General features: G+C 71.1%; 23 protein-coding genes and 2 riboswitches. Of the genes, 10 read left to right on the top strand and 13 right to left on the bottom strand.

Going from position 1 to position 26,917, the window contains the following annotated elements; all coding sequences use genetic code 11:
* Positions 1–41: 41 nt before the first annotated feature.
* Positions 42–461, top strand: a complete 420-nt coding sequence (locus tag ACY34I_RS35545) for a hypothetical protein (RefSeq protein WP_462759534.1) — start codon at positions 42–44, stop codon at positions 459–461.
* A gap of 320 nt (positions 462–781) precedes the next feature.
* Positions 782–998: riboswitch (cobalamin riboswitch) on the bottom strand.
* Between the two features lie 211 nt (positions 999–1,209).
* Here ACY34I_RS35545 and ACY34I_RS35550 read toward each other — a convergent pair.
* Together ACY34I_RS35550 and ACY34I_RS35555 are read right to left on the bottom strand one after the other, a co-directional pair.
* Positions 1,210–2,250: a ribonucleotide-diphosphate reductase subunit beta gene (locus tag ACY34I_RS35550; RefSeq protein ID WP_462759535.1), complete on the bottom strand. Its 1,041-nt coding sequence runs from the start codon at positions 2,248–2,250 to the stop codon at positions 1,210–1,212.
* Positions 2,241–4,640 (bottom strand): ribonucleoside-diphosphate reductase subunit alpha, encoded by a 2,400-nt coding sequence (locus ACY34I_RS35555; RefSeq protein WP_462759536.1) that lies wholly within the window; start codon positions 4,638–4,640, stop codon positions 2,241–2,243. The genes ACY34I_RS35550 and ACY34I_RS35555 overlap by 10 nt, the downstream gene beginning before the upstream one ends.
* A gap of 138 nt (positions 4,641–4,778) precedes the next feature.
* Positions 4,779–4,996, bottom strand: a riboswitch (cobalamin riboswitch).
* A 306-nt stretch (positions 4,997–5,302) separates the two neighbouring features.
* On the opposite strand from ACY34I_RS35555, the gene ACY34I_RS35560 reads away from it, so the two are divergent.
* The 6 genes from ACY34I_RS35560 (at position 5,303) to ACY34I_RS35585 (ending at position 11,327) form a co-directional block, all read left to right on the top strand.
* The gene (locus ACY34I_RS35560; protein WP_462759537.1) at positions 5,303–5,917 is read left to right on the top strand and encodes a superoxide dismutase; all 615 of its coding nucleotides are present in this window, start codon (positions 5,303–5,305) and stop codon (positions 5,915–5,917) included.
* Positions 5,918–6,166: 249 nt separating this feature from the next.
* Positions 6,167–7,759: an ABC transporter substrate-binding protein gene (locus tag ACY34I_RS35565; RefSeq protein ID WP_462759538.1), complete on the top strand. Its 1,593-nt coding sequence runs from the start codon at positions 6,167–6,169 to the stop codon at positions 7,757–7,759.
* Positions 7,741–8,802: an ABC transporter permease gene (locus ACY34I_RS35570; protein ID WP_462759539.1), complete on the top strand. Its 1,062-nt coding sequence runs from the start codon at positions 7,741–7,743 to the stop codon at positions 8,800–8,802. Before ACY34I_RS35565 ends, ACY34I_RS35570 begins: the two co-directional genes overlap by 19 nt.
* Positions 8,795–9,664, top strand: a complete 870-nt coding sequence (locus ACY34I_RS35575) for an ABC transporter permease (protein WP_462759540.1) — start codon at positions 8,795–8,797, stop codon at positions 9,662–9,664. Before ACY34I_RS35570 ends, ACY34I_RS35575 begins: the two co-directional genes overlap by 8 nt.
* Positions 9,661–10,671, top strand: coding sequence for an ABC transporter ATP-binding protein (locus ACY34I_RS35580; protein ID WP_462759541.1), 1,011 nt, complete (start codon positions 9,661–9,663; stop codon positions 10,669–10,671). Before ACY34I_RS35575 ends, ACY34I_RS35580 begins: the two co-directional genes overlap by 4 nt.
* On the top strand, positions 10,668–11,327 hold the full coding sequence (locus ACY34I_RS35585; RefSeq protein ID WP_462759542.1) for an ABC transporter ATP-binding protein: 660 nt from the start codon (positions 10,668–10,670) through the stop codon (positions 11,325–11,327). The genes ACY34I_RS35580 and ACY34I_RS35585 overlap by 4 nt, the downstream gene beginning before the upstream one ends.
* A 307-nt stretch (positions 11,328–11,634) precedes the next feature.
* Here the strand turns inward: ACY34I_RS35585 and ACY34I_RS35590 are convergent, their stop codons facing one another.
* The gene (locus tag ACY34I_RS35590; protein WP_462759543.1) at positions 11,635–12,243 is read right to left on the bottom strand and encodes a sigma-70 family RNA polymerase sigma factor; all 609 of its coding nucleotides are present in this window, start codon (positions 12,241–12,243) and stop codon (positions 11,635–11,637) included.
* A 150-nt stretch (positions 12,244–12,393) separates the two neighbouring features.
* On the opposite strand from ACY34I_RS35590, the gene ACY34I_RS35595 reads away from it, so the two are divergent.
* Both ACY34I_RS35595 and ACY34I_RS35600 read left to right on the top strand, forming a co-directional pair.
* On the top strand, positions 12,394–14,427 hold the full coding sequence (locus ACY34I_RS35595; protein WP_462759544.1) for a copper resistance CopC family protein: 2,034 nt from the start codon (positions 12,394–12,396) through the stop codon (positions 14,425–14,427).
* Positions 14,428–14,683: 256 nt separating this feature from the next.
* A complete protein-coding gene (locus ACY34I_RS35600; protein WP_462759555.1) occupies positions 14,684–16,120 on the top strand; it encodes a PepSY-associated TM helix domain-containing protein in 1,437 nt (478 codons plus the stop codon).
* A gap of 135 nt (positions 16,121–16,255) precedes the next feature.
* Here ACY34I_RS35600 and ACY34I_RS35605 read toward each other — a convergent pair whose 3' ends face one another.
* From ACY34I_RS35605 to ACY34I_RS35640, 8 genes are all read right to left on the bottom strand, one after another.
* Positions 16,256–16,651 (bottom strand): YkvA family protein, encoded by a 396-nt coding sequence (locus tag ACY34I_RS35605; protein ID WP_462759545.1) that lies wholly within the window; start codon positions 16,649–16,651, stop codon positions 16,256–16,258.
* Positions 16,644–17,213, bottom strand: a complete 570-nt coding sequence (locus ACY34I_RS35610) for a Chromate resistance protein ChrB (protein ID WP_462759546.1) — start codon at positions 17,211–17,213, stop codon at positions 16,644–16,646. The genes ACY34I_RS35605 and ACY34I_RS35610 overlap by 8 nt, the downstream gene beginning before the upstream one ends.
* Before the next feature lie 196 nt (positions 17,214–17,409).
* Positions 17,410–19,467, bottom strand: a complete 2,058-nt coding sequence (locus ACY34I_RS35615; RefSeq protein ID WP_462759547.1) for a cytochrome c oxidase assembly protein — start codon at positions 19,465–19,467, stop codon at positions 17,410–17,412.
* Positions 19,468–19,585: 118 nt separating this feature from the next.
* Positions 19,586–20,197, bottom strand: coding sequence for a copper resistance CopC family protein (locus ACY34I_RS35620; RefSeq protein WP_462759548.1), 612 nt, complete (start codon positions 20,195–20,197; stop codon positions 19,586–19,588).
* A 28-nt stretch (positions 20,198–20,225) separates the two neighbouring features.
* Positions 20,226–21,455, bottom strand: coding sequence for a Dyp-type peroxidase (locus ACY34I_RS35625; protein WP_462759549.1), 1,230 nt, complete (start codon positions 21,453–21,455; stop codon positions 20,226–20,228).
* The gene (locus ACY34I_RS35630) at positions 21,452–22,024 is read right to left on the bottom strand and encodes a copper chaperone PCu(A)C (protein WP_462759550.1); all 573 of its coding nucleotides are present in this window, start codon (positions 22,022–22,024) and stop codon (positions 21,452–21,454) included. The genes ACY34I_RS35625 and ACY34I_RS35630 overlap by 4 nt, the downstream gene beginning before the upstream one ends.
* Positions 22,025–22,133: 109 nt before the next feature.
* Complete coding sequence (locus tag ACY34I_RS35635; RefSeq protein WP_462759551.1) at positions 22,134–22,883, bottom strand: zf-HC2 domain-containing protein; 750 nt, start codon at positions 22,881–22,883, stop codon at positions 22,134–22,136.
* Positions 22,884–22,964: 81 nt separating this feature from the next.
* Positions 22,965–23,531, bottom strand: coding sequence for a sigma-70 family RNA polymerase sigma factor (locus ACY34I_RS35640; protein WP_462759552.1), 567 nt, complete (start codon positions 23,529–23,531; stop codon positions 22,965–22,967).
* Between the two features lie 826 nt (positions 23,532–24,357).
* Here ACY34I_RS35640 and ACY34I_RS35645 point away from each other — a divergent pair.
* Positions 24,358–25,110, top strand: coding sequence for a YcnI family protein (locus tag ACY34I_RS35645; protein ID WP_462759556.1), 753 nt, complete (start codon positions 24,358–24,360; stop codon positions 25,108–25,110).
* 470 nt (positions 25,111–25,580) lie between these two features.
* Here the strand turns inward: ACY34I_RS35645 and ACY34I_RS35650 are convergent, their stop codons facing one another.
* Together ACY34I_RS35650 and ACY34I_RS35655 are read right to left on the bottom strand one after the other, a co-directional pair.
* Positions 25,581–25,868, bottom strand: a complete 288-nt coding sequence (locus ACY34I_RS35650) for a hypothetical protein (protein ID WP_462759553.1) — start codon at positions 25,866–25,868, stop codon at positions 25,581–25,583.
* Complete coding sequence (locus ACY34I_RS35655) at positions 25,865–26,146, bottom strand: hypothetical protein (RefSeq protein ID WP_462759554.1); 282 nt, start codon at positions 26,144–26,146, stop codon at positions 25,865–25,867. The genes ACY34I_RS35650 and ACY34I_RS35655 overlap by 4 nt, the downstream gene beginning before the upstream one ends.
* Positions 26,147–26,917: the final 771 nt, after the last annotated feature.

A 26,917-nucleotide genomic window follows, 5' to 3' on the forward strand; every position in this document is an offset into this window, starting at 1 on the left:
CACCACCGGAACCGTCCAGGTTCGGACACCGTCCTACCCGCATGCGCCACCGACTACTTGCCCTGGCCTTCGCCGTCACGGGGATCATGCCGACCGGCTGCGCCGTCGACGGCTCGTCCGGTACGGCGCCGCAGAGCAGTGCGCCGTCAACCGACTCGGGCATCGAGGGGAGCACCATGGTCGACGGCGGCTGCCCCCTGATCAAGGACAACTCGCCCTGCCCGGACAAGCCACTGCCGGCCCGCCTGACCGCGACCCGACCCGGCTCCGACATCCCGGTCGCCACCGCCACCAGCGACGCCGACGGGCGGTTCCACCTCCCGCTGCCACCCGGCCATTACGTCCTGCACCCGAGCAACCTCACCGGCGGCATCCACCCCGCCGCCGCTCCCATCGAGGTCGAGGTCGACTCCGGCGCCTACACGACGGTCATGGTGCCGTTCGACTCCGGTATCAGATAGCCAGCGGAGGCCGCGCGCTCTAGCCTCCCATCAATGACAGGCGCTGTGCCTTCCCTCGGCGTTGCACATCTCGATGGGGACTGTGGATCTAACGGCACCTCTCTGTGTCAAGGCGTTGGCAACAGAGTGGTCTCCGTGTCGTGGATCATGGTGCGGTAGACAACGTCTGCGAGGGTGGTGGTGTCGTGCACTGTGGTTCGTCCGTCCTCGGGAAGCGGACCCGCCGAGTCGGGGGTGCGCACGTCGAGGCCACGCCGACGACTGGCGTGCGGCGTGTCACCCGCCCGACCCACCCGCGAGGTCGACGCCAACGCGCACAGGTTGTGCGCGCGGCCCGGGCAGGTCTTCGGACTCGTGGGCGCGACCGGATGCCGGTCGCCTACTGGCCGTCGCTTCCCAGGCCATCGGGTAGCCCAGTGCTGATGACGGCGGTCGTTCCCACTCACCGCTGCGGGGCAGTCCCGGATTCTCACCGGGTTCCCTCTTACGGCGCCCGACCAGTTCCTGGCCGAGCGAACCAGCGCTGTCCGGCAGCCTATCTGCCGCCGTGCGGGGCGTGAACGAACGCGGGCTCGGCTGTGAGGTACTTCCTTTGCCCACCTGCTCCGGGCGCTTGGCGACGTCGTAGCTTCAGCCGGCGTTCCGACCGCGGGACCATTGCCGCATGCGTGTCGGCACGACTGCTTCAGGGTGCAGGGGCGGGTGGGCGCCACCGGGGCGGCTGTGCCGCCGCCCCGGTGACGGTGCCTCAGAAGTCGTCGTCGAAGGTGACCGCCCCGCTCACTCCGACCTGGTACGCCGATACCCGGCGTTCGAAGAAGTTGGACAGCTCCTGCACGTCCTGCAGCTCCATGAAGGCGAACGGGTTGGTCGACCCGTACACCGGTGGGATGCCGAGTTGGGTGAGCCGCCGGTCGGCGACGTGCTGGAGGTACTGGCGCATGTCGACCAGCGTCAGTCCGGGTACTCCTTGGCCGAGGAGGTCCTCGGCGAACTGTGCCTCGCAGTCGACGGCTTCGGCGAGCATCTGCCGGACCTGGTCGGCGAGGTCGTCGTCGAACAGGTCCGGCTCCTCCCGGCGGACGGTGTCGACGACGTCGAAGGCGAACGCCATGTGCATCGACTCGTCGCGGAACACCCAGTTGGTGCCGGAGGCGAGGCCGTGCAGCAGGCCGCGGGAGCGCAGGAAATAGACGTAGGCGAACGCGCCGTAGAAGAACAGGCCCTCGATGCAGGTGGCGAAGCAGATCAGGTTGAGCAGGAACGCCCGCCGGTCCTGCTTGCTCCGTAGCTCGCGCAGATTGTGCAGGGAGTCGATCCACCGGAAGCAGAAGTCGGCCTTGCGGCGGATCGACGGGATGTTCTCGATGGCGGCGAACGCCGCGGCGCGTTCGGTCTCGTCGGGCACGTAGGTGTCGAGGAGGTTGAGGTAGAACTGGACGTGCACCGCCTCTTCGAACAGTTGCCGGGACAGGTAGAGGCGGCCTTCGGGGCTGTTGACGTGCTGGTAGAGGTTGAGCACGAGGTTGTTGGCGACGATGGTGTCGCCGGTGGCGAAGAACGCGACGAGCCGGCTGACCAGGTGGCGCTCGGCGGGGGAGAGCCGGTCGAGGTCGGTCAGGTCGGCGTGCAGGTCGACCTCCTCGACGGTCCAGGTGTTGCGGATGGCGTCGCGGAAGCGGTCGAAGAAGTGCGGGTAGCGCATCGGGCGGAGGGTGAGGTCCATCCCGGGGTCGAGCAGCATCGGTGTGGTCTCCGTGGTGGTGTGGGTCGGGGTGGTCACTGGCATGCCTCGCACGCCTCGGGGTCTTCCAGCGAGCAGGCCAGCGCCTCCGCATCGAGGCTCACGGTGGGAATCACGCTGGAGACGGTGGCTTGCTGGATCCGGGTGGCCGGGCGGGAGCGCAGGTAGTAGGTGCTCTTCAGCCCGCTCTTCCAGGTGTACAGGTACATCGAGGAGAGCTTGCCGATCGTCGGCGTGGCCAGGAACAGGTTCAGCGACTGGGACTGGTCGATGAAGGGTGCACGGGCGGCGGCCAGGTCGATCAGCGCCCGCTGAGGCAGCTCCCACGCGGTGCGGAACAGCTCCCTCACCTCCGCCGGCAGCTCCGCGACCTCCTGGACGGACCCGTCGGCGCGTTTGATCGCCGTCCGGATTTGCTCGGTCCACAGCCCGCGGGCCTTGAGTTCGGCGACCAGGGCGGTGTTGACCTGGAGGAACTCCCCGGAGAGGGTTTCGCGTTTGAACAGGTTGGACACCTGCGGCTCGACGCACTCGTAGCAGCCAGCGATCGAGGCGATGGTGGCGGTCGGGGCGATCGCGACCAGCAGCGAGTTGCGCAGCCCGTGCGCGGCCACCCGCTCCCGCAGCGCGTCCCAGCGCGCGGTCTGGCTGCCGGTGACACCCCACAGGTCCGGTTGCAGCTGCCCACGCGCCGCCCGGGTCTGCGCGAAGGCGGGGTGCGGGCCGTGCCGTTCGGCAAGGTCGGCGGAGGTTTCGAGGGCGGTCAGGTAGAGCTCTTCGCTGATCCGGGTGGACAGCTCCCGCGCGGCGGGGGAGTCGAACGGCAGCCGCAGCGCGAAGAACACGTCCTGTAGGCCCATCATGCCGAGGCCGACTGGCCGCCAGCGGGGGTTGCTCGCCGCCGCCTGCGGGGTCGGGTAGTAGTTGATGTCGATCACCCGGTCGAGGAAGGTGACCGCGGTGCGGACGGTGTGCCGCAGCCGCTCCCAGTCCAGGTCGTCCCCGGCCAGGTGGGCGGCCAGGTTCACCGAGCCCAGGTTGCACACCGCGGTCTCGGCGTCGCTGGAGACCTCGATGATCTCGGTGCACAGGTTCGACAGGTGCACCACGTTGCCGGGCTCCGCGGTCTGGTTGCAGAGCCGGTTGGCGGCGTCCTTGAACGTCATCCACCCGTTGCCGGTCTGCGCGAGGGTGCGCATCATCCGCCCGTACAGTTCCCGGGCCGGTACCTGCCGTACCCAGCGGCCCTGCGCCTCCGCCGCCCGGTACGCGGCGTCGAACTCCTCACCCCACAGGTCGGGCAGCTCCGGAACCTCGTCCGGGTCGAACAGCGACCACATCCCGTCGGCCTCCACCCGGCGCATGAACTCGTCCGGAATCCAGTTCGCCAGGTTCAGGTTGTGCGTACGCCGGGCGTCCTCGCCGGTGTTGTCCCGCAGCTGCAGGAACTCCTCGATGTCCGGGTGCCACGGCTCCAGATAGACGCAGGCGGCGCCCTTGCGCCGGCCGCCCTGGTTCACCGCCGCGACGCTGGCGTCCAGTGTCCGCAGCCACGGCACGATGCCGTTGGACCGCCCGTTCGTGCCGCGAATCAGCGCCCCGCGGGAGCGGACCCGGGAGAACGCGATGCCGATGCCGCCGGCGAACTTGGACAGGTTGGCCACCTGCGCGTACCGCTGGTAGATGGAGTCCAGCTCGTCGCGGGGCGAGTCCACCAGGTAGCAGGACGACATCTGGGTGTGCCGGGTGCCGGAGTTGAACAGGGTCGGCGAACTCGGCAGGTACGCCAGGCTCGACATCAGCCGGTAGAAGTCGATCGCCTCGTCCGGCGTGTGCGACAGGCCGCACGCCACCCGCAGCAGCCAGTACTGCGGCGTTTCCAGCACCAGCCGGCTGGTCGGGTGCCGCAGCAGGTACCGGTCGTAGACGGTGCGCAGCCCGAAATACTCGAACCGCAGGTCACCGGACAGGTCGACCGCCTCGTCGAGGATGCGGGCGTGGGCGGCCACGAACGCAGCGGTGTCGTCGCCGATCAGCCCTTCGGCGTGGCCGTGGCGGATCGCCTGGCTGAACGAGGTGATGCCTTGGCCGCGTACCTCCTTGTCGACGTAGCCGGCGAGCAGGCGGGCGGCGAGCCGCGAGTACTGCGGTTCCTCGCCGATCAGCTCGGCCGCGGTCTGGATCGACAGCCGATCCAACTCGTCGGTGCTCGCACCGTCGTACAGCCCGCTGATGGTGCGGGTCGCCACCCGCAGCGGGTCAACGTCGGTGAGATCCGCGGTCCACCGCTCGACCGCCCGGACGATCCGGTTGACGTCGACCGGTTCGAGGTCGCCGTTGCGCTTGCGGACGTGCATCTGCACGCGCCGCTGCCCGGGTAGAGCCGCATCCCCGGGCGTTCCATCGACGACGGGGTGGACGTCGGTGACTGTCACTACTCACTCCTCGCGAGCTCGAGACCGGATGGGCCTCGGCGCGCGGGGGTGCAGACACCGACGGACACGCGCCGGCATGGCGGTGTCCCGTGGGCGTCGGCCGTCCCGCGCGGCCTCGGACCGTCACACGCCGGGTCGGGGCGTGTGACGCGCTGGCAGGTCTTCGGACTCGCGGGCACGACCGGACGAAACCGGTCTCCTACTGGCCGTCGCTTCCCAGACCGAGGATGGTCCAGTGCTGATGACGGCGGTCGTTCCCACTCACCGCTGCGGGGCAGTCCCGGATTCCCACCGGGTTCCCTCTTGCCTCGACCGCCCTCGCTGAGGACGGCCGAACCAGCTGCGTCAGACACCATATATGGCCGCATGCTTGGTTGAGCAACACCAGATGTCGCGTCGGCGTGTCAGATCCGTCTCACAGTTGCGCGCTGTTCGCAGCGGGACGGCGGTGCGTGGCCGGGGCCGGAGCGGTTGCTGCTGCCCATGACGGAGAAGCGGCTGGCGAGGGTGCCCGGACGCGCCGATGATCGGGCGCTTATTGCCAAAGTTTGGCAACTACGTAATGCTGGCAGCAGTGGGCGGGCGTTCCGGCTCGCGATGATCCGCACCTCGCCGGGACACCTGCCCGCTGCGCGGTCGCCAATGAGGAAGGAGCCCGGCCGGTGGGCGTCTACACGCTGCCCGACATGCCGTACGACTACGGTGCGCTGGAGCCGGCGATGTCCGGCGAGATCCTGGAGCTGCACCACAGCAAGCACCACGCGGCGTACGTGAAGGGCAGCAACGACACCCTGGACCAGTTGGCCGAGGCGCGGGACAAGGGTGACTTCGCGGCACTGGTCGGGTTGGAGAAGGCCCTCGCGTTCAACCTGTCCGGGCACGTGCTGCACTCGATCTTCTGGAACAACCTGTCCCCAGAAGGTGGTGACCGCCCGGACGGGGAGCTGGCCGCCGCGATCGACGAGCACTTCGGCTCGTTCGACGGTTTCGCCGGACAGCTGTCCGCGGCGACGAAGGGCGTGCAGGGCTCCGGCTGGGGTGTGCTGGCCTGGGAGCCGCTCGGCCGGCGGCTGATCGTGGAGCAGGTGTACGACCACCACGGCAACGTCGGGCACGGCAGCACCCCGTTGCTGGTCTTCGACGCCTGGGAGCACGCCTACTACCTGCAGTACCGCAACGTGCGTCCGGACTACGTGGACCGGCTGTGGGACCTGGTGAACTGGGCCGACGTCACCGCCCGCTTCGACGCTGCCCGCGCGGCTTCGCCGAAGCCGTGACCGGCGTGCCGGGCCTGTCCCGGTCGCGACGGGACTCGTCCTCGCGCTGGTCCGGCCAGCCGTCCAGTCCCGGGATGGGCTGGTTCAGGAGTTGGCCTTGCAAGTCGTCGACGCGGCGCAGCCGCCACCGGCCTGAGCAATCCCCGTGGGCACGGTCGGCAAACGCGACTGCTAGCCCGACCAGTCACGCACTCTGTTCCATCGGCTCGGCACGAGTGGCCGTGGCCTCCGCAACCACAGGAGCACATCATGGGTAAGCCTCTGTCCACCCGAGTGACGGCGCTGGCCGCCGCCGTCCTGGTCGCAGCCGGCTGCTCGTCGCCGGCGATCCCGACGGACGCCGCGCGCGGTGCCGGAACGCTGGTCGTGGCGACCTCGGGTGAGCCGGACACCCTGAACCCCGTGCTGAACTATGGCGTCGACGGCGGTTCGTTGATCTTCGACGGTCTGGTGGCCCGCGATGCTCGCAACCAGCTGGTGCCGGCGCTGGCCCGGGAGCTGCCCACCGTGTCGGCGGACGGGAAGACGGTCACGGCGAAGCTACGCGACGGGGTCCTGTTTCATGACGGCAGCCCGTTGACCGCCCAGGACGTCGTCTTCACCTATCGGACGGTGCTGGACCCGAAGGTCGACTCCACTCTGCGCTCGGATCTGGACATGCTCGTCTCGGCCGCCGCGCCGGACCCGTCGACCGTGGTGTTCACCCTGAAGTACGCCTACGCGCCGTTCCTGCAGCGGTTGGCGCTGGGCATCGTGCCCGCGAAAGCCTTGGCCGGTAAGGACGTCAACACCGCCGAGTTCAACCGCAAGCCCGTCGGGACCGGCCCCTACCGGGTGACGTCGTGGACGCCGGGAGACCGGCTCGTGCTCGCGGCCAACGAGAAGTACTGGGGTGGCAGGCCGGCAAACTCGGGTGTGGTGGTGGCGTTCGTCGCCGACGACAACGTGCGTGCCCAGCGGATGCGGGCGGGGGAGTTCGACGCGGCGGAGCTGGCGCCGAAACTGGCCGCCGGGTTCGACAAACAGGGCGGGTACCGGGTGCAGCGGGTGCCCACCGCCGACTACCGGGGCGTGATGCTGCCGATGGGCAACCCGGTCACCGGCGACCTGGCGGTGCGGCGGGCGCTCAACGCGGCGGTGGACCGCCAGGCGATGGCGGCCGGCGTGCTCGGCGGGGCGGGGGAGCCGGCGTTCGGGCCGGTGCCGCCGTCCTCGGAGTTCGCCGAACCGTCCATTGCCGGCAAAGCCGCCGCCGACCTGGCTGCCGCGACCGCCGCCCTCGACGCCGCCGGCTGGAAGCCAGGCCCGGACGGCGTCCGGGTCAAGGGCACCCGGCAGGCCACGTTCACGCTCATGTATCCCGCCACCGACAGCCTGCGCAAGGAACTGGCCCTCGCGGTCACCGCCGACGCGAAGAAGGCCGGCATCAAGGTGACGCCCGAAGGGCTGACCTGGGACGCGATGACCCCGCGGATGAAGACCGACGCCCTGATCATGGGACACGGCACCCCGTACGACCCGGACTTCGTCTCCTACAAGCTGTTCCGGTCCGAGTTCGCCGGCCAGGGCTTCTTCAACCCCGGCTCATACAAGTCCCCGGTCGTTGATAAGGCGCTGCAGGACGGCCGTGACGACGCCGACCCCGCCGCCCGTAAAGCCGCCTACGCCACGTTCCAGAAGCAGCTCGCCGCCGACGTGCCGTGGGTGTTCCTCACCTACCTGCAGCACACCTACGTGGTGAAGGACACGGTGGCCGGGGTGACACCACGGGTCGAACCGCACGAGCACGACGTCGCCAACAGCCTCTGGTGGAACGTCCACACGTGGACGAAGAAGCCGTGACCGCGACCACCCCGGTCGGCGAGCCGACGGCGACGGCCCAGTCGAAGGCTCCGGCCCGCCGGCGGAGGTTGGCGGGTGCCGGCGCGCTGGTCCGCCGCCGGCTCCTGGTCGCCGTACCCGTGCTCGCGGCCACCAGTGTGGGGATGTTCGCCCTCGGCGCGGCCTCCCCGATCGACCCCGCCCAGCAGTACGCGGGCGCGGCAGCGTTCACCACCAGCGAAGAGAACCTGGCCCAGATCCGCGCGAACTGGGGAGTCGACGACCCGCTGCCGGTGCAGTACGCCCGGTGGGTCGGCAACCTGCTCCGCGGTGACCTGGGCTGGTCGACCAGCCGGCACGAGCCGGTCACCTCGGTGCTGGCCGCCCGCGCCGGCTGGACCCTGCTGCTCGTCGGCGCCGCTCTCGCGCTCGTCCTTGTGGCGAGCCTGCTGCTGGGTACCTTCGCCGCATACCGGCGTGGCGGCTGGTTCGACCGGGGGCTGCGCGCCACCGCGTACGCGGTGCAGTCGATGCCGGTGTTCTGGATCGGTCTGGCCGCGATCGCCGTGTTCGCCCTCAGCCTGGGATGGCTGCCTGCCGGTGGGCTCACCGACGTCACCGCCACCGGCACGGACCCCGCCGACGTGGCGCGGCACCTGATCCTGCCGGTGGCCGTCCTGGCGATCTCCCAGGCGCCGTGGTTCGTACTGTTCATCCGCGACGCGGTCGCCGACAGCCTCCGCGACGACCACGTCCTCGCCGCCCGCGCCCGGGGCCTGCCCGGCCGCACCGTCCTGTTCGGCCACGCGCTGCGTACCGCGCTGCTGCCGTTCCTCACCCTGGTCGGCACCCACCTGCCCGAACTCGTCGGCGGCGCGGTGCTGGTGGAGACGGTGTTCTCCCTGCCCGGTCTCGGCGCGGTCACCGTGCAGGCCGCGCTGGGCGCCGACTTCCCGCTGCTCGCCGCGACCACTCTGGCCACCACCGTCGTGGTGTTGGCCGCGAACCTCGCCACCGACCTCGCCTACGCCGCAGCCGACCCACGGGTACGCCTCGATGACTGATCTTGCCCTGCCCGCCCGCCAGCGGCGGCCGAAACTGCGTGCCGGGCGTGCCGGCGTCACCGTCGCGGCGGCGCTGCTGGTCGGTGCGGTCGCCGCCTGCCTGCTCGCCCCGGTTCTGTGGCCGCTCGACGAGAGTGCCGTGGACCTGGCGCGTACCCGACTCGCGCCCTCCTGGCAGCACTGGGCCGGCACCGACGATTTGGGCCGCGACGTGGCGCTGCGCAGCCTCTACGGGCTGCGGGTCTCCCTGCTCGTCGGCGCGGTCGCCGCGCTCGTGGCCACTGTCATCGGCGGCCTCGTCGGCGCGGTTGCCGGCACCGTCGGCGGGCTGGTCGACCGGGTACTGATGCGGGCGGTCGACACCATCGCGGCGTTGCCGCACCTGCTGCTGGGCATCTTCATCGTGGCGATGCTGCGCCCCAGCCTCGGCGCGGTGATCCTGTCCATCGGGCTGACCCACTGGCTGTCCACCGCCCGCATCGTCCGTTCCGAACTGCTCAGCCTGCGCACCCGCCCGTTCATCGACGCCGCCGTCTCCGGCGGGGCCAGCCGGGTCCGGGTGCTCACCCGGCACCTGCTGCCGCACGTGCTGCCCCGGCTGGCGCTGGCGACCACGCTGATGGTGCCGCACGCCGTCTGGCACGAGACCGCCCTGTCCTTCCTCGGCCTCGGACTGCCCCCGCACCTGGCGTCGATCGGCAACATGATCAACGATGGGCAGCGGTCGCTGCTCACCGGCGCCTGGTGGGCCAGCATCGTCCCCGGCCTCGTCCTGGTCGCCGTCACCCTCGCCCTGGCCACCCTCACCAGCCGGTGGCGTGACCTCCTCGACCCCCGCGTCCGAGCGGAGCTGCACCTGTGACCACCAGCGCCCCGGCCATCCCCGACATCAACGTCACCCACCACGTACCCGCCCTGCTGGAGGTCGACGGGCTGACCGTCCAGTTCCGGCTCCGCGACGCCGTGGTCCACGCCGTCACCGACCTGCGCCTGCAGGTGCACCCCGGGGAACTCGTCGCGGTCGTCGGCGAGTCCGGGTGCGGCAAGTCCGTGCTCGCCCACGCCCTGCTCGGTCTGCTACCGGGCAACGCCACCGTCACCGGCCACGCCCGCCTGCACCCACCCACCGGCGAGCCGATCGACCTGATCGGCTGCGGTGAACGCCACCTGTCCCGTGTGGTGCGGGGACGCCAGGTCGGGCTGGTGCCGCAGAGCCCCGCCACCGCCCTCACTCCGGTCCGCACCGGAAGGCGGCTGCTGGAGGAGACTCTGCGTGCCCACGGCCACCCCCGACGCGACGCCACACCAGCCGCCGACCGGCTTGCCGCCGACGTCGGCCTCGACCCGGCTGACCTCGACCGGTACCCCCACGAACTGTCCGGCGGAACGGCGCAACGCCTGGCCACCGCGCTCGCCCTCGCCCCCGAGCCGCCGCTGCTGCTGGCCGACGAACCCACCACCGGCCTGGACCGGCCGCTGGTCGACCACACCCTCGACCTGCTACGCCGCCGCTGCGACACCGGCGCGGCCGTTGTGCTCATCACCCACGACCTCACCGCCGCCCGTCGAGTCGCCGACACCATCGCCGTCATGTACGCCAGCCGCATCGTCGAACACCGCCCGACCGACGCCCTGTTCACCGCACCGGCCCACCCCTACACCGCCGGGCTGCTCGACGCCCTACCGGAGCGGGCCTTCCGACCCGTCCCCGGCCACCCGCCCATGCTCACCGACCTGCCCACCGGGTGCGCGTTCGCCCCACGCTGCGACCACGCCACCGACGTCTGCCACGACCCGCCCGGCCCGAGCGGGGACGGTGCCGGCCGGGTCGCCTGCCACCACCCCCTGACCACCGGAGTGCGGGCATGACCGGCCTCGCCGCGCACCAGGTCACCGCCTCCTACGGCCGGCAACGCGTCCTCGACCGCGTCGACCTGCACATCTCTCCTAAAGAGACAGTCGGCCTACGTGGTCCGTCGGGCAGCGGCAAATCCACCCTCGCCCGGGTCCTCGCCCTCCTGCACGCCCCCGACACCGGGCACATCACCCTCGACGGCAAGCCCGTCGTCGGCGTCAGGCACCGGCTGCCCGCCGCAATGCGGACCCGGGTCGCGATCCTGTTCCAGAGCCCCCGCGCCGCCACCGACCCCCGGCTCACCCTCGCCGACATCATCGCCGAACCACTGCGCGCTACCGGCACCCCAAGGCAAGACGCGGCCATGCGCGCGGCGGAACTGGCCGACCTCGTCGGACTCACCCCGGACCTGCTCACCCGGCGCCCACACGCCGTCAGCGACGGCCAACTGCAACGCGCCTGCCTGGCCCGCGCACTCGTCCACCAGCCCGACTACCTCATCTGCGACGAAGCCACCGCCATGCTCGACGCCTCCACCCAGGCCCACCTCGCCGCCGTCATCACCGACTACCAACGCCAACACGCCGCAGGGGTCCTGCTCATCACCCACGACCCTGCCCTGATGGCCCGCTGGGCCACCCGAACCCTCGACCTGCCCGTTAACCGGTAGACCCCGCCTCGGCGTCGCCCAACTGCTCACGCGTGCAGGGCTGTGGCCCACCGGCGACCAGTGGCGACGGCTCGCGCAACGGCACACGAACGGATCCGGTGATGACCGCGGCCGCCGCCTGGGAGCGGGGGCGTAGGAGGATCCAGCGGATCAGCGGACATCGCCGAACCGAGCCAGTGGGAGTCCTCGTAACGCCACATCGAACGCCGACAACACTCGCCGAAACCGCCTGGCCACTGTCGGCCTCGTCTCCGACCGCTGCCCCTCGCCGTAGCGGGTTGTCGTTGGGGAGATGGCCCCCGCCAGGTCAGCTCGAGCGGCGTTCCCGGCTGTCGGTGATGTCGGCATCGGCCATGGCGGTGACGAGGTCGTCGCGGGCGCGGGCGACCCTGGACCGGATCGTGCCGACGGGGCAATCGCAGACCTCTGCGGCTTCGGCGTACGAGAGGCCGAGCACCTGCGTGGCGACGAATGCTTCCCGCCGCTCGGGTGAGAGGTGGTCCAGGAGCCGCCACAGGATGACCTTGTCCTCGACCGGGAAGCCACGGGCGGCTCGCGAGTGTGTAGCGGCGTGCGAATCCTCCAGTGGGGCTGGCTGGGGTCGGGCGGCTGCGGCGCGGTGGTGGTCGACGACGACCCGCCGGGCGATCACGAACAGCCAGGTGCGGGCGGAGGAGGCGGCGGTGAACTTGGGCAGGCTGCGCAGCGCCCGCAGGTAGGTTTCCTGGGTCAGGTCGTCGGCCTCGTTCGGCCCGGCGAGGTGGGCGATGAGCCGCCATACCTGCTGCTGGGTGGCGCGGATGAACGCGGCCGCCGCGGCCTGGTCGCCTTGACCGGCGGCAAGGGCCAACCGGGTCGTGCGTGTCTTGTCGTCCACGTCCGGTCCTCCACGCTGCCGATGTTTCGCGGCCGCCATCCCGCCGTGGGTTGGGCAGCCCGGTGTCCTGACGGAGGAAGTTTCGTGCACCCTGCTCGTATGTTGAGTCGGAGCGGGCAGAACTTTTGCCATTTGCATAAAAAGTTGCCGATGCCTTGATTAAAGCCGCGGCGTCGCGAGGATGCCCTGATGCGTCGTCTCCCTCCGGCTCTTGGACGCGCAGCCTTGGGGCTGCTCGCGTTCGTCCTCGTCTCCGCGGTCGCTGTCCTCGGGTTCGCTGCGCCCGCGGCAGCTCACGGCACCTTGGCGATGTCCACCCCCGCGGAGGGGGCCACGGTGAACGAGCCGTTGGCGGCGGTGCAGCTCTACTTCACGGAGAAGGTCGCCGACAACGCGTACTTCACGATCACCGCGCCGGGGGGCGGACGGGTCGACAACGGCTGGAACCACGGGTCGCCCAAGCAGTTGGACAAGCCGGTACGGGAGTACTTCCTGGTCGCGGGGAAGTTCGAGCCGCGTGAGTACTCGATGGGCTTCCCGGCGGTGGTGACCCTGGCGTATCTGCCGGCCGTGGGGCAGTACTCGGTGAGCTACCTGTCGGTGGCCTCGGACGGTGAGCCGGTGCGAGGCACGCTGAGCTTCCGCTACACCGGGGCGGTGACGGCAGCGCCGCCGGGCTGGCGCCCGCCGACCAATCAGCCGGATCCGTCGCTGGTGGCGGCCGCCGAGCAGCACGCGACGTCCGGGCACGGGTCGGAGTCTTCGTCGCCGGCCGCGCTACCCGTGCCGTCGGGTCCGCCGGCCGCGCCACCGCTGTCGGCTGCCCCGCCCGCGGTGGCCGCTGCTTCGACGGCCCAGGATGACGAGGGTGGCCTCGGTTGGGTGGCGTGGACCGGCTGGGCGGTGGCAACTGCTGCGGCCGTGGCCGGCTTCGTGGGCTGGCGCCGCCCGGTTCCCGTAGGCAGGGCCCCCGGCCGGGACCGTATCTCGGGTGCGGCCGCGCGCCGGCAGAGCGCCGGCCCCCGCTCCAAGGGCCGAACGGGCGCGGCCGGTCGCGCCGGCGCCAACGGCACGGCCGCCGCATCGGGCTCCGGCGGCACGGGACGACGGGCCGCCGTCCCGGCGACGCGGAAGAACGGGGCGGTTGCCGTGACCGAGCCGTCGGCGACCGGGCAGGAGGCGACATTGGCGACTGCCGTCGCCACGGCGCGGCCCGCGGCCGCCGGCCGAGTCGTGGCTTCCGGCATGGCCGATCTCGCCCTGACGCTCGGGCCTCCGTCGAGCAACACGCGTTTCCCGCTGCTCGTCGGTGGGTTGGTGGTGGCCCTGCTGGCCGGGTTCGGGATCGGGCGGATCGGTATCGGCGACGAGCGGACCACCGGCGCGCCGACAGCCACGGCACCCGCCGGTGGGCCGTCTGCCACCCAGCGGGCGATGGTGGCCGGGGACGGGCATCAACATGCGCCCAGTACTGGGGCGCACTCGCATCCGGGTGACGGCAGCGCGGGCCAGTCGCAGGCGACCGGGACGACGGTCAGCGCTGGCGGCTACACGCTGCAGCCCATGCGGCGGTCCCAGTCGGCCGGCGTGAGCGTGGACTACCGGTTCCGGATTGTCGGAGCTGACCGGCAGGCGGCGACGCGCTTCACGGTCGTACACGACAAGCCGTTGCACTTGATCGTGGTGGGCCGCGACCTGAGCGGATACCAGCACCTGCACCCCACCATGGCGCCCGACGGCACCTGGAGCGTCCCGTTGAAGCTGGCCCGGGCCGGTGGATACCGCGTCTACGCCGACTTCTCCGTGACCGGGACCGGCGGCAGCCCACTGCCTCTGGTCCTGGGTGTCGACCACGACGTGCCGGGAGCGTACACCCCGGCCGCGTTGCCGCCGACGCAGCCGCAGGCGACGGCCGGGCCGTTCACGGTGTCGATGGACGGCACGCCCACAGTGGGGGTGGCGGCGCCGATGCTCTTCCGGGTCAGCCGCACCGGCACCCCTGGGCCGGTGCAGCTGCAGCGCTACCTGGGCGCGTACGGGCACCTGGTCGTTGTCCGCGAGGGCGACCTGGGCTATGTGCACGTCCACCCGGAGCAGGAACTGGTCGACGGGGCGGTCAAGGTCTGGCTGACCGCACCGAGCACGGGCCGGTACCGGGCGTTCCTCGACTTCCAGGTCGACGGGAAGGTGCACACCGCGCAGTACACGATCAACCTGGCCTGAGCGGAGTGATGCCTGCGGCGGCATGCGGTGGGCCGGTGCAATTGACACCGCGAGCAGTCGACGCCGGTTGCCGTCCGGGGCTGGTCAGCAGTGATCGCTGTGTGAGGAATCCTCAACCGACGTCAATATATTTCGGCGCTCGGGGAACCAACGAGGACCGGCAGACGACTCTATGACCGATCCAACCGGTGCTGGCTTTGGCAGTGCCGGCAAGGCCGGTGCCGTCGCACCCTGAACAAGGAGTTCTGCCTTGACCGTGGACAGCGACACCACGATCGACCAGACTTCCCGCGCTGCGGTGCGGCCTGCGCGGCGGGGAGTGTGGTCCCTGCTGCGGCCCCTGGTCCTGCGTCTTCACTTCTACGCGGGTGTCCTCGTCGCCCCCTTCCTGCTGGTGGCGGCAGTCAGCGGTGGGCTCTACGCGCTCAGTCCCCAGGTGGAACGGGTGGTCTACGCCGACCTACTCGAAGCGCCGGCGGTTTCCTCTTCGGCACGGGTGCCGCTGGCCGAGCAGGTCGCCGCCGCGACCAAGGTGAGCACGGTGGAGGGTCTGGTCGCGGTCCGGCCGGCCCCCGAGGGCGGTACCACCCGGGTGCTGTTCGACGACGGCACCATGGCGGAGTCCTACCGGCACGCGGTCTTCGTCGACCCCGCGACCGGCGCGGTGCTGGGGCAGGAAAAGGTGTACGGCACCAGCGGCTCCCTGCCGGTGCGCTCCTGGATCGACCAGTTGCACCGGTCATTGCACCTGGGGGAGGCGGGCCGGCTCTACAGCGAACTCGCCGCGTCCTGGCTGTGGGTGGTGGCACTGGGCGGGCTCATGCTGTGGGTGACCCGAATCCGCGCCCGCCGGTCGGCGCGCGCCGTCCTGCTTCCCGAGTCCGGCGCGCAGGGTCGGGCCCGAACCCGTTCCCGGCACGGCGCGCTGGGTGTGTGGCTGGTGCTCGGCATGCTCGCCCTGTCGGCCACCGGCCTGACCTGGTCGCGCCTGGCCGGGGACAACGTCACCGAACTGCGGTCTCGCCTGGGCTGGTCCACCCCGGCCCTGGTCACCACGACGGCTTCGGCCCCGGCTGAGGACACCACGGGCGGCCACGCCGACCATGGCGCCGCAACGGGCGGGACGCATGGTGTGGACGTTGGCGACATCGACAGGGTGTTCGCCGCCGCGCGGGCGGCTGACATCACCTCCGACCAGGTCGAGATCGGGTTACCCGCCGGGGCGGGGGCCACTTGGACCGTCACGGAGGTCCACCGCGCCTTCCCGACCGCCGTGGACGCCGCGGCCGTCGACCCCGCCACCCTGACCGTCACCGACACCGTGCGTTTCTCCGAATACCCGTTCATGGCCAAGCTCGCCCGCTGGGGCGTCGACATCCACATGGGCGTCCTGTTCGGACTGCCGAACCAGATCGCCCTCGCCGGCCTCGCCACGGGGCTGGTCGTCATGGTGGTCCTCGGCTACCGGATGTGGTGGCAGCGGCGCCCCACCACCGCCGCCCGGTGGCGTCCCGGCCCGGCCGTCCGGCGTGGTGGCCTGCGGGCGCTGCCGTGGCCCGGTCTGGCGGCGGTTGCCGTGGTCGCGATCATCTTCGGGGCCTTCCTGCCCCTGCTGGGAATCAGTCTGCTCGCCTTCCTGCTCGTCGACCTCGTCCTGGCTGCCTACGTGCGGTACACCACCCGGGCCCGGTGACCCGCCGGCAGGCGGAGGACGGGATCTCGCGGTGTTTCCGGCCGCCCCCGCATGGGAATACATCGACTTCTCCGGGCTGGCTCTGCTCGCGTGGTGGGCCGCTGGCAGCGCGCGTGTTGCAAGGACTGCTCCGGATCAGGCAGATGGCTGGCCGAGAAGTCGTTCGATGAGTCGTGGTTCGCCGGGCCATGCGGCCAGGAGCACGTCGCGGGGGACCTGTCGGCCGGCGTAGCGCAGGGCCAGGGCGACTACGACGATGTCGTCGAGGGGGCCGATGACGGGCAGGAACTCGGGAATGAGGTCGATGGGGCTGGCCACCCAGAGCCCGGCGATCAGCACGGCGATCTTCGCCCGGCGGGGGACCCGCGGGTCCTTGCGCAGTCGTCGCACGGTGGTGATGCAGTCGGGGATGAAGGCGGCGAGGTCGCGCAGGGTGCCCGGTGGGAGCCGGCGGGCCAGCAGGATCAGCAGCGCCCACGAGGCGAGCAGGAGCGCGATCGCAGTGGCCAGGGCGAGCAGCCAGTCACGCATGGGGGGACTCCTGTCCGAGCGGGGCGTGTACGGCTTGGTAGACGTCGGTGGCGTAGCTGTCGAGCGCCTCGGCGCAGCGTTTGAGTCGGTCTTCGGCCTGGACGCCTTCGGTGACGCCGAAGATGTCGCGGGCCTTGAGTTCGCGGAACCAGCGGCGTAGCCGGTCCAGGCTCTGCTCTTCCTCGTCGAGTTCGGCGACGGTGAGCTTGCCGATGCGCCGTTCCTTGGCGATTTCGGCTTCGTGCTTGTCGCACTCGGAGGTGAACTCGGTCCATTCGTCGGCGCGTGCGGTGTTGAACTCGTCGAAGAGGCTGCTCTGGCTGTCGTCGTCCTGCGGGGTGGCGTCGAGCATGAGCATCCGGCCGTCAGCGCGGCGGACCAGCTCGGCGACGCGGTCCAGGCCGGTGGCGAAGACGGGAGCCGCGGGTGCTGCCCACACGCCGCCGCTGACCGGGACAGCGCCGACCCGGCGCAGCTCTCGCCAGACCGCGACCCGGTGCCGGGAGGGGCCGGCTGGTAGCCGGATCACGGCGACCAGCCAGCCAATAGAATCAGCTGCCACGCAGCCGAGTGTAACCACTGCTACATTCGTTCTGTCGCAGCCGGTGGCCACGGAGAGCCTGAGGGGGCCGTGGTCGATGGCCTGGTGGTCAGCGCCCGGCGAGGAACAGTGCGCCAGCGGCGATGAGGGCGACCTCGACGTAGATGACGACGGCGCAGTGGCTGATGCGGCGACTGTCGTGACCAGCTCCGCCCGGCTACGGCCGCTGTCCCCGGTGCTGCTCTTGGCCTGCCTGCCTGGCGGCGGTGAGGAAGGCGTTGTAGCGGGCGAGGTCGTCGTCTTCGCCGGTGGCTTCGGCGCGGTCGGCGGCGCGGTCGAGGCGGGCCTGTTCTCGCTGGTCGGCGCGGATCCATTGGCGGACGAGGAGGATCATGACGACGGCGGCGGGGATCTCGCCGAATGCCCAGGCGATGCCCGCGCCCAGCTTCTGGTCCACCAGTAGGGAAGAGGCCCACGCAGGGTGGACGGAGGTGTACCAGTCGGGGGCGATGACGGTGGTGGTCTGCATGAGTACCAGGCCGAAGAAGCCGTGCGCCATCATCGCGGCGAGGTGGATGAGCACGAGGATGGGGTGGGGGATCCTCGGCCGGCCGGGGTCGACGCCGATGAGCACCCAGAACAGCAGGTAGCCGGAGGCCACGAAGTGGATCAGCATGGCGAGGTGGCCGAGGTGGGAGCGCATCAGCGTGCCGAGCAGGTTGCTGAAGTACAGGCCGAAGAGGCTGCCGGTGTAGATGCCGAGCGCGACCAGTGGGTGGGTGAGCAGTTTCGTGGGACGGCTGTGCAGGGCGAGCAGTAGCCACTCCCGGGCGCCGCGGATCTGCGGGTCGGCGGGGCGGTGCAGGGCGCGTAGGGCGAGGGTGATCGGAGCGCCGCCGACGAGCAGGATCGGCACCAGCATGGACAGCACCATGTGTTGCGCCATGTGGGCGCTGAACAGCACGTACGCGTAGCGGGCGACGCCGAGGCCGGTGGACGCGGCGAGGACCAGCAGGCCGGTGAGCCAACTGGCGGTGCGGGCGATCGGCCAGGCGTGCCCGGCCCGGCGCAGTCGCCGCACCCCGGCGAGGTAGGCGGCGGCCGCACCGGCGGTGAGGGTGAGGAAGAACAGGTCCGGCAGGGGTTGGCCGAGCAGGTTGCCCGGGGTGGGGGCGGTGGGCATCGGGAAGCCGAGCAGTTCGGTCAGCGGGTCGGCGTCGGCGGGGTTGGTCGCCACCGGCGTGGGACTGCGCGACAGCGCCACGGCCAGCCCCAGGGTGGCGGCGAAGACGATCAGTTCCCCGGCGGCCAGCCGGGTGAACGCTGCGCGCTGGCCGGCGTGCAGGGCGGGCAGGGTGCGGGACCGGTGCGCCGCGCCGGCGGCGCCGAGGATCACCAGCGCGACGAGCTTGCCGGCCACCAGCCACCCGTACCGGGACTGCCAGAGCTGATCGATGGTGCCGAGGCGTACGGCGGCGTTGGCGAGCCCACTGATTGCGACGGCGGTGAAGCAGCCCAGGGCGAGGCGGCTGTATCGGCCGGCGGTGTCGGCGAGGTGCCGGCTGCGGCGGACCGTCAGCAGCGCGGCGAGGCCGCCGATCCACAGCGCGGCCGCTAGGACGTGCAGGACGAGGCTGCTGACGGCGATCTGGTGGTTGCCCGCTCCGGCCGCGTGTCCGGTGAACGCCGGCGGTGTCACCGCGATCAGCGCCAGCAGCGCTGCCGTGGCGGCGAGCCGGCGTGACACGCCCACCCGGGCGAGCACCGCCACGGTCAGGGCCAGTCCGGCCTGCAGCAGCAGGGCCCGCCCTTGGGAGATCGAGGACGCGAAGCTGATGACGGCGGCGGCGCTGAGGCGTTGCGGTGGGAGGCCGAGGAGGTCCGAGACCGTCAGCACGATCAGCGCAAGGGCGGCGGCCGCCCACCCGGCGGACAGCGCACCGGCGCGGCGGAGCAGCAGCCAGCCGTGCGGGGACACGCTTGGCCCGTCGCCGGGCAGCAGGAACGCCGCCGTGACCAGCATCCCGACGGTCAGGGTGGCGAGCGCGTCCGCGAGCAGTCGGACCAGCGGCAGCGCCCGGGTGGTGACCGGGCCAGGATCCGGCAGACCGGGAATCGCCACCGCGAGCGCCCCGCCGGCCCGCAAGGCGAGTACGAGTGCCGCCCCCGCCGACACGACGGCTACGACCGCGACCGCGATCGAGCCAGTCCAGCCCGTGGTGCGGTTTCCGGGCGCCGCGGCGGTTCGGCTGTCGCCGTTGGTCGTCGTCCTCACCTGGGGCGAGCCGTCCGGGACACGGTGCGGGTGAGGCTGGCGCGAACGGGTGTCTGACACGTCGATGTCCCTGGCAGGTTGCGGACGGGCGGGGGCGTACGGAGCCGGTGGGTCTCGGTCAGGAGGCGGCGCGGCGCCGACGCCGCAGCACCACGACCCCGGCGACAATGGCAATGACGGCGATCCCGCCAGCCAGCAGCAGCATCGGGCCAGAGCTGTCGGAGCGGCGGGCCGAGGCCGCCGGGCTGGGCGAGGCGGGGGAGGCGGCGCCGGTGTTGGTGGCAGCAGAGGCGGCCATGTCCGGGGCGGCGCTGGCGGTCGGGCCGGCGGCATCGGGGGTCGGGTCGGCCACGGTGAACGAGTAGGAGCCCTGCACGGGGTGCCCGTCGGCGGAGACGACCCGGTAGGCGACGGTGTAGCTGCCGTTGGTCAGCGGCTGGCTGATCCTCACTGTCCCCGTGGTTCCGGTGACGGCGGGTTCGCTGGTGGGGACTTTCTGCTGGCCGGTGTCGCTGAGCACGATGGTGGTGAACGCGGGGTCCAGCTTCTGCAGGAACTTCAGGGTGATCTGCGTCGGCGGGGCGGAGAGACGAGCGTCCTGGGCGGGGTTGGCCGCTTGCAGCGAGTTGTGTGCGGCGGCGGGCGAGGCCGGCGCCAGCACTACCGCCAGGGTGGCCAGCACAGCGGCAACGAGGCCAGCGCAGCTCGGGCGGCGGATTCGAATGGGCATGACTGGTTCTTTCCGTGGTTGGTGGTGGTCAGCCGAGCAGTTGCTGGCCGATCCAGCCGCCCTCTGGGCAGCCGGGTGGGATGGCGAAGACGGCGGAGCCGATCGGGTTGGTCCATTCGTTGAGTAGGTCCCGTTCGGCCAGCCGTTGCTGGATGGGCAGAAACTGGCGGGTGATGTCCGCCTGGTAGGAGGTGAAGATCAGCCCGCTGTCGGCGTGCCCCTCAGGCGTGGGGGTGCCGTCGTAGTTGTAGGGGCGGCGCAGGATCCGCATCCGGTCGTCGGTGACGTGCGAGCGGGTGAGGTGCGAGAAGTCGGGGATGACGGTGAGCCCGTCGGGGCCGGTGGCGGCGAAGTCGGGCTGGTCGTGTTCGGCGGTGCCGGTGAGTGGGGCGCCGGTGTCTAGGCGGCGGCCGACGGCGAGTTCCCGGTCGGTGCGGCCGAGCAGGTCCCAGGTTTCCAGGTTCATGCTGATTCGGCGGACGACGAGAGTGCTGCTGTCCCGTAGCCAGGCCGGCCCGTCGGGCATCCACACGGCGGTCTCCAGCGGCCCGCCCGGCTGGGGGTTGGCGGTGCCGTCCAGCTGGCCGAACAGGTTCCGCTGGGTGCGGCCGGGTTCGGCGCCGGCGGCGCGGCGGAAGCCCTGTTGCACCCAGCGGACGGTGGCGAACGGGCGGCTGTCCTTGATCAGGACGCGTTGGGCGTGGGTGACGGTGAGCGGGTCGTCGGCGCAGATTTGCAGCAGCAGGTCCCCGCCGGACCAGCGGGGCTGGAGCCGGTCGATGCGGAACGGCGGTAGGTCGGTCACCGACGGGGGCCGCCGGTCGTCGAGGCCGGCGGCGGTGTAGAGGCCGGGGCCGAAGCCGAAGGTGACGGTCAGCCGCGCGGGCAGCAGGCCGAGTTCGGGTTCGGTGTCGGCCAGCGCCGGGCGGCCCTGGGTGAGCCGGGCGGCGTCGTCGGACTGCAGCCGCAACATCCGACCCAACGCGGCCCGGTCGGTGCCAGGCTTCAGGGTGAACGCGACGAACGCCGCGTGTGCCTGCGGGTTGGTGGCGACGCCGGCCTGCCGCGTGCCGTGGAACGGCTCGACCTCGGTGCCGATCGCGGCGACCGGCACCGCGTCGGCGGGCCGTGCTGCCGGCTCGTCGGGGCGGGCGGTGGTGACGGCGGCGGCGCCGGCGAGCGCGCCTCCGGCTGCGAGGGCGCCGCCGGTGAGCAGGCCGCGTCTGCTCACCGGGCGGGCGACGGGACGCTCGGTCATGCTGCCGGGCTTGGCGTCGGCTGGCCGTGGTCGGGGGCGTAACTTTCCTGGGCGCCGGTGAACGGCTTGGCCACCGCGGTGAACGTCTGGGTCTTCCCGTCGGCGAAGGTGAGCGTGAAGGTCAGCTCGTCGCCGGCCTTCACCGGCTGCTTCAGGTCCATCAGCATCAGGTGCTCGCCACCGGGCTGCAGCGTCGTGCTGCTGTGCGCCTTGACTAAGATGCCGCCCTGCTTGGGCTGCATGACCATCTTCCCGTCCTTCATGGTCATCTCGTGCAGCTCCATGGGCGACACGTCGGTGGCGGCGGCGGTGACGGTCACGTCGGTATCGCCGTCGTTCACGAGGGTGCCGAACGCGGCGGTCATGCCCTTGTCGGCGGCCTTCACCCACGGGTCCCGGATGCCGAGCAACCCGGTCGTGGCGCTCGCCGACACCGACGCTGACGGGCTCGGTTGCGCCGACGGCCGGTCCGACGAGCCGCAGCCGACGACGCTGACCACGAGGGATGCCGCGGCGGCGAGCAGGATGGCCGGGCGACGACGCGCGCCGGCAACGGTGGTGCGGGGCATGGGTGGTCCCTTCGCTGATTGACCTGTCGGCTGGTTGGTCGACCGCGACAAATAGAAAGTTCCAGGGCAAAGGTGATTGATCTCACCAGCCTTGGGCAGGGCCGCGGGTTCAGGCCACCCGGCGGTCGCGCGGGGTTTGTGCCGTACCCGGGTGCGGCGGGACCAGCCGCAGCGGGGCGGGTTCCGGCGCCTCCTCGATGTTCAGGCGCCAGCCCGGACGGTCGCCCCGCCCACGCGACGACGGCCCGTCGGGCCGAAGGCGGGGCCGCGACAGCGCCACCACGATCGCGTAACCGGCGAGGAGGAACCCGTGGCTGACCAGCCGGGGAGTGTCGACCCGCCCGGTCAGCAGGTCGTTGACCGACAGCAGCACCAGCGTGCCCACGAACGCGCTCAACATGGGCACCAGCCCGGTCGGCCGCGTGCGCCGCGCCGCCACGAACAAAAACCCGGCACCGACCGCCACATTCCAGGCCGCCGACTCGTGCCATAGATGCCCTGTGGCGAGCACACCGGTGTGGTCGTGCTCGCCGGCCGGTCCCCGGCCGACCTGCGCTAGCCCGAGCACCAGTTGCAGGGCGCCGAGGAGTCCCAACAGGCCCCGCAAGGTGAGCACGACCCGCTTCGGGAAACCACGGTCGGAGGGCGCGGGCAGCGCGGCGAGGATGGTGTCGGCCAGGTCCGGCCCCGGGGCGGTGACGGTCAGCCGGGCACGCCGCGTCACCGCCGCGGCCTGGTCCAACCAGGCGCGGCAGCTGCCGCACTCGTCAAGGTGCGCGTCGGCTCCAGCCTGCTCGGCGGCGGTCGCCTCACCGTCCAGTTGTGCCGACAGGACCTCACGCCACTGCTCACAGCCCATGTACCGGTAGTCGCGGCCGCGACCGGATTGGTTCCCGCGCTCGGTGCGTCCCGGGTCACGTCGCCGCAGGCCGGGACCAGCTCAGCCCGCGGCGTCGCCCGGTGCCTGCCGCCGCCTGACCGGCTGGGTGTTCACCGCGGCGACGAGGTCCTCGCGGGCCCGGGCCACCCGGGAGCGGATCGTGCCGACCGGGCAACCACACACCTCCGCGGCCTCCGCGTAGGACAGCCCGAGAACCTGCGTGGCCACGAACGCCTCCCGCCGGTCCGCAGGCAACGCCGCGATCAGACGCTCCAACACCACCTGCCGATCGAAGCCACTACGTGAGGCATCGGGTGTGTCGTAGGAGTCCGGCATCGGCACCGTACGGGGCCGGGCCGACACCGTGCGGACGTGGTCGACGGCGACCCGCCGGGCGATGCTGAGCAGCCACGTCAGCGCGGACGAGCGCGCGGCGAACGACGGCAGCGACCGCATCGCCCGCAGATAGGTTTCCTGCGCCAGGTCATCGGCCTCGGACGGAGCGATCAGAGCGGCGAGGAAACGACGCACAGAGTGCTGAGTCGCTCCGACAAAACGGGCCGCCGCGTCGCGGTCACCACGGCCTGCCGCGAGCGCCCACGCGGTGATATCCGCGTCGTCAGTCACCCTGAACCTCCGTGTCCGGATCGCCAGCGCCGCCGCCCGCTGCCAGAACGACGACCTGTAGTAGCCCGGTGCCAGATTACGGCACCGGCAGGTATGGGCGACGCCGCCGCTGGGATCCGGCTAACGGCGGCGAGTTCTACGACCTGGCCGAGGGACTGGCCGGCCGGCTGGCACCAGGGCTACTCGGACGGCCAGGCGGCCTCGGTGTCGGTCGGCGGAAGCGCGCCACGGGTCGGCGAAGGCTCATCCTGCGACCTCCGTGGTCAACTCCTCCGCGGCCCAGCGGTCCGCCTCGGCAGCGGCCCGGCGGGCCAACACGGCCACGATCACAGCGAACACCACGAACGACGGCCGCTGCGGTGACCGCCGCACCGGCCACAGGCGCTGCGTCGGCTGATTGCCTAACCGCAGGCGCCGGCGGTCGTGCGGCGTGTCGTAGGGCCACTTGACGTTGCCTCCAGCGGTGCATCCTGATGCGCGGTTCGGGCGCCGGGACGGGCCTCGGGTTTGCGCCTGCCTCGGCTCGACGGAGGCCGCACACCCCCGGCCCCCTTCGATTCACCGGCGCTGCCACCAGGCAGCGGCGTTACGCAGTTCCCCCAACGTGCGCGGAGCGCCCGCTGTTCGACCAGTGGTTGTCGGCCGTGCCGGTCTTGCGGTCGACCGCAGGGCACTCTACGAAGACGGACGGGAACCAAACGTCATCGAGATCTGCGGGAACTCGAGCGCCCTCGGATACGACCAACAGACGCGGTGGCCGTGGGGCCACCGCGTGCGGGTCGCTAGGCCGGCTGCCGCAGAAATCTGGATCAAGGAGTATCTGTTGATGCATGCACGATCGGTGGGCAGGCTGATGGCCGCAGCCGTGGCCGGAGCGCTCGCCGCCGCGGCCATCGGAGTCGGCGTGGCGTCTGCGCACGTCACCGTCAATCCCCGCGAGGCGACCCAGGGTGGCTACGCCAAACTCGCTTTCCGGGTGCCGAACGAGCGGGACAACGCCAGCACGACCAAGCTGGAAGTCACCTTGCCGGCCGATGCGCCGGTGGCGTCGGTGTCGGTCCGGCCGATGGCCGGATGGACGGTGCAGGTCGACAAGACCACGCTCGCGAAGCCGATCGAGATGCACGGCAGCCAGGTGACCGAGGCGCCGTCGAAGATCACGTGGACGGCCCAGGGCGAGGCGAACGCGATCAAGCCGGGCCAGTTCCAGGAGTTCGAGATCTCCACCGGCCCCCTGCCCGAAACCGACACGATGATCTTCAAGGCCCTGCAGACCTACTCCAACGGCGAGATCGTGCGCTGGATCGAGGAACCCAGCACCGACGGCACCGAGGTCGAGCACCCGGCCCCCGTCCTCAAGCTCGCCAAGGCCCCGGCCAAGGATGCAGCCGCCACGCCTGCGGCCGGCTCGAACAACATCGCCACCGTCCGCACCAGCGACACCACCAACACCGACGACGGCCGCACCACGTTGGCCCTCACGGCCGGCATCGCCGGACTGATCGCCGGCCTCGCTGGACTGGCCTTCGGGCTGTTGGCCTGGCGACGCCGACCCGCCACCTCCACTGCGGCGGACTGACCCCGCCTCGGTGACCTCGGCCGCCGATCAACGGTGGCCGATACCGGATTGAGAAGCATCGAGGCCGAAAGATGCGGGATGCAACGATAGTTGGCCCCGCGCAATGTAAACGGATGCCAGGCGTGGGCATCCAAGGCGGCAGGGGCGGGCAAACCCACCCCCTCCAGCCCTCCGGGTTCCCGTCCCTGTCGCCGACCAAACGAAGGCCTCGAACCGAACCGGCCGACAGCTGGGGGCGCGTCCGTGATACCTGCCAGCACGAGGGCCCCGTGGACCAGCCGCACCCCTGGGTCAACCGCAGGTGTTCACCGCTCCTGCCTCGGCCTTGAGCGGCAGCATGTGCACCTTGCCATCAGCGACGCTGCCAGGTTTCGTGCCGCCGTCGTTGACCAGCGTGCGACAGCCTCAACCCAGGGGCTGGGCTTATCAACGACGCGGCAAGCCACCCCTCAAAGCCGTGAACACGGATGTCAGGCGGCTCGATCCGCAATTTGGTTGATCACCTGATGCAGCTCCGACAGCCGCACGGTGACGGTCTTGTCTTGTTCGGCGGTGCGCTTGGCATCGGCGACAAGCTCACGCAAGGCCGCTGACGGGTTGATGCCGCGGCGGGTTGCTTCGTCCTCCAGCCAGCTGGCGAGGTCGTCAGGCAGGCGGGTGGAGTAGACCATCGTGACCTTCCTGGCGGTGGTGTCGACGGTTGCGTCGGTCCAGTCGATGGGCTGCTTTGCGGCTTCGATTGCTTCGTCGCGGTTCATGATTTGCCCCTGTTCAGTATTGCCTCGGCGTGGGTGAGTTCTTCGCCGGTTAGGTGCCGTGCGGTCACTACCAGGTAGTGGTCGTCGGTTTCTTCGATGAGGGTTACCGCGAGGATCCGCTGGTCAGGGGCGTGAGCGATGACTTGCAGCACGGCCCCGGTGTGTTGTCGGATCTTGGGGTGGGCGTGGCGTAGCACGTAGGAGACGTCTTGCCATGCAACCTGGTTGGCGGCGATGGCGGTGTAGCTGTGGTCATCCCAGCGGTATTCCTCATCCACCCATCGAGTCTACATCTGTAAACACGCAGGTGGGAGAATGCGGCGCGAATGTCCGACCTGCAGGAGACAGCCGCGCAGAGGTAACCGCTCGGGTGCGGCTCGCGTAAGGGGAGCTCGCCGCGCTGCTCGGCGCCCGGGATCCAGCGAACCCATCCGCTCTGTGAGCGCTGTGTGAGAGGAGCCATGCTCTCAAGCGCCGGCGGTCCGGGTGACCAGACCGAGACCTTTGCGGGTGGCGCCCAGTAGTCCGCGGAGGTGCACGGCGCTGGTTGGCACAGTCATGACACCTTCTCGCCCGACCAGTGAACGGCTCGTCCGTCCGCTCGTTCCTAGCGCTCTGCCGGCCCGGCCACGCCCCCGTCCGGCACCGATGCCGGTACTACCCGCCCGGATCTCCCTGTCGGCATCCGTCAATGCTCCTGATCTGCTGCTGGGGATGGCTCTCCCGTCCCGCTGTGGCCGCGTTGCAGAGCAGCACATCCTGCACGCGCTCAGCTGGCAGCCGGGACACGGCCTCGACATCCAGCCGAACCAGGCACGCCCCGCACCTCTGCGTATCCGTGCGCGCGGACTGCGTCGAACACGAGCTGCGCGACGACCGGCACCCGCGGGTCGACGGCGGGCGCGGGGAACAGGCTATCCACCAGCGCCAGGCAGTGTCGGCACGCCGGCGCGAACGCCGGCTCACGGCATCTGCTGAGCGTTCCACCGTCACCGCCGGCCATCGCCGCCCAGACCCGACCGCACATGGTCGCGTTTGCCCATACCGGA

The sequence above is a fragment of the Micromonospora sp. RTBAU3-60 genome (assembly GCF_054963695.1).

Excerpts from the sequence above, each read along its gene's own strand:
- ACY34I_RS35545 (WP_462759534.1), top strand. The coding sequence starts at position 42 with ATGCGCCACCGACTACTTGCCCTGGCCTTCGCCGTCACGGGGATCATG.
- ACY34I_RS35550 (WP_462759535.1), bottom strand. The coding sequence starts at position 2,250 with ATGCCAGTGACCACCCCGACCCACACCACCACGGAGACCACACCGATG.
- ACY34I_RS35565 (WP_462759538.1), top strand. The coding sequence starts at position 6,167 with ATGGGTAAGCCTCTGTCCACCCGAGTGACGGCGCTGGCCGCCGCCGTC.
- ACY34I_RS35575 (WP_462759540.1), top strand. The coding sequence starts at position 8,795 with ATGACTGATCTTGCCCTGCCCGCCCGCCAGCGGCGGCCGAAACTGCGT.
- ACY34I_RS35585 (WP_462759542.1), top strand. The coding sequence starts at position 10,668 with ATGACCGGCCTCGCCGCGCACCAGGTCACCGCCTCCTACGGCCGGCAA.
- ACY34I_RS35590 (WP_462759543.1), bottom strand. The coding sequence starts at position 12,243 with ATGGCGGCCGCGAAACATCGGCAGCGTGGAGGACCGGACGTGGACGAC.
- ACY34I_RS35595 (WP_462759544.1), top strand. The coding sequence starts at position 12,394 with ATGCGTCGTCTCCCTCCGGCTCTTGGACGCGCAGCCTTGGGGCTGCTC.
- ACY34I_RS35605 (WP_462759545.1), bottom strand. The coding sequence starts at position 16,651 with ATGCGTGACTGGCTGCTCGCCCTGGCCACTGCGATCGCGCTCCTGCTC.
- ACY34I_RS35620 (WP_462759548.1), bottom strand. The coding sequence starts at position 20,197 with ATGCCCATTCGAATCCGCCGCCCGAGCTGCGCTGGCCTCGTTGCCGCT.
- ACY34I_RS35625 (WP_462759549.1), bottom strand. The coding sequence starts at position 21,455 with ATGACCGAGCGTCCCGTCGCCCGCCCGGTGAGCAGACGCGGCCTGCTC.
- ACY34I_RS35630 (WP_462759550.1), bottom strand. The coding sequence starts at position 22,024 with ATGCCCCGCACCACCGTTGCCGGCGCGCGTCGTCGCCCGGCCATCCTG.
- ACY34I_RS35635 (WP_462759551.1), bottom strand. The coding sequence starts at position 22,883 with ATGGGCTGTGAGCAGTGGCGTGAGGTCCTGTCGGCACAACTGGACGGT.
- ACY34I_RS35645 (WP_462759556.1), top strand. The coding sequence starts at position 24,358 with ATGCATGCACGATCGGTGGGCAGGCTGATGGCCGCAGCCGTGGCCGGA.
- ACY34I_RS35650 (WP_462759553.1), bottom strand. The coding sequence starts at position 25,868 with ATGAACCGCGACGAAGCAATCGAAGCCGCAAAGCAGCCCATCGACTGG.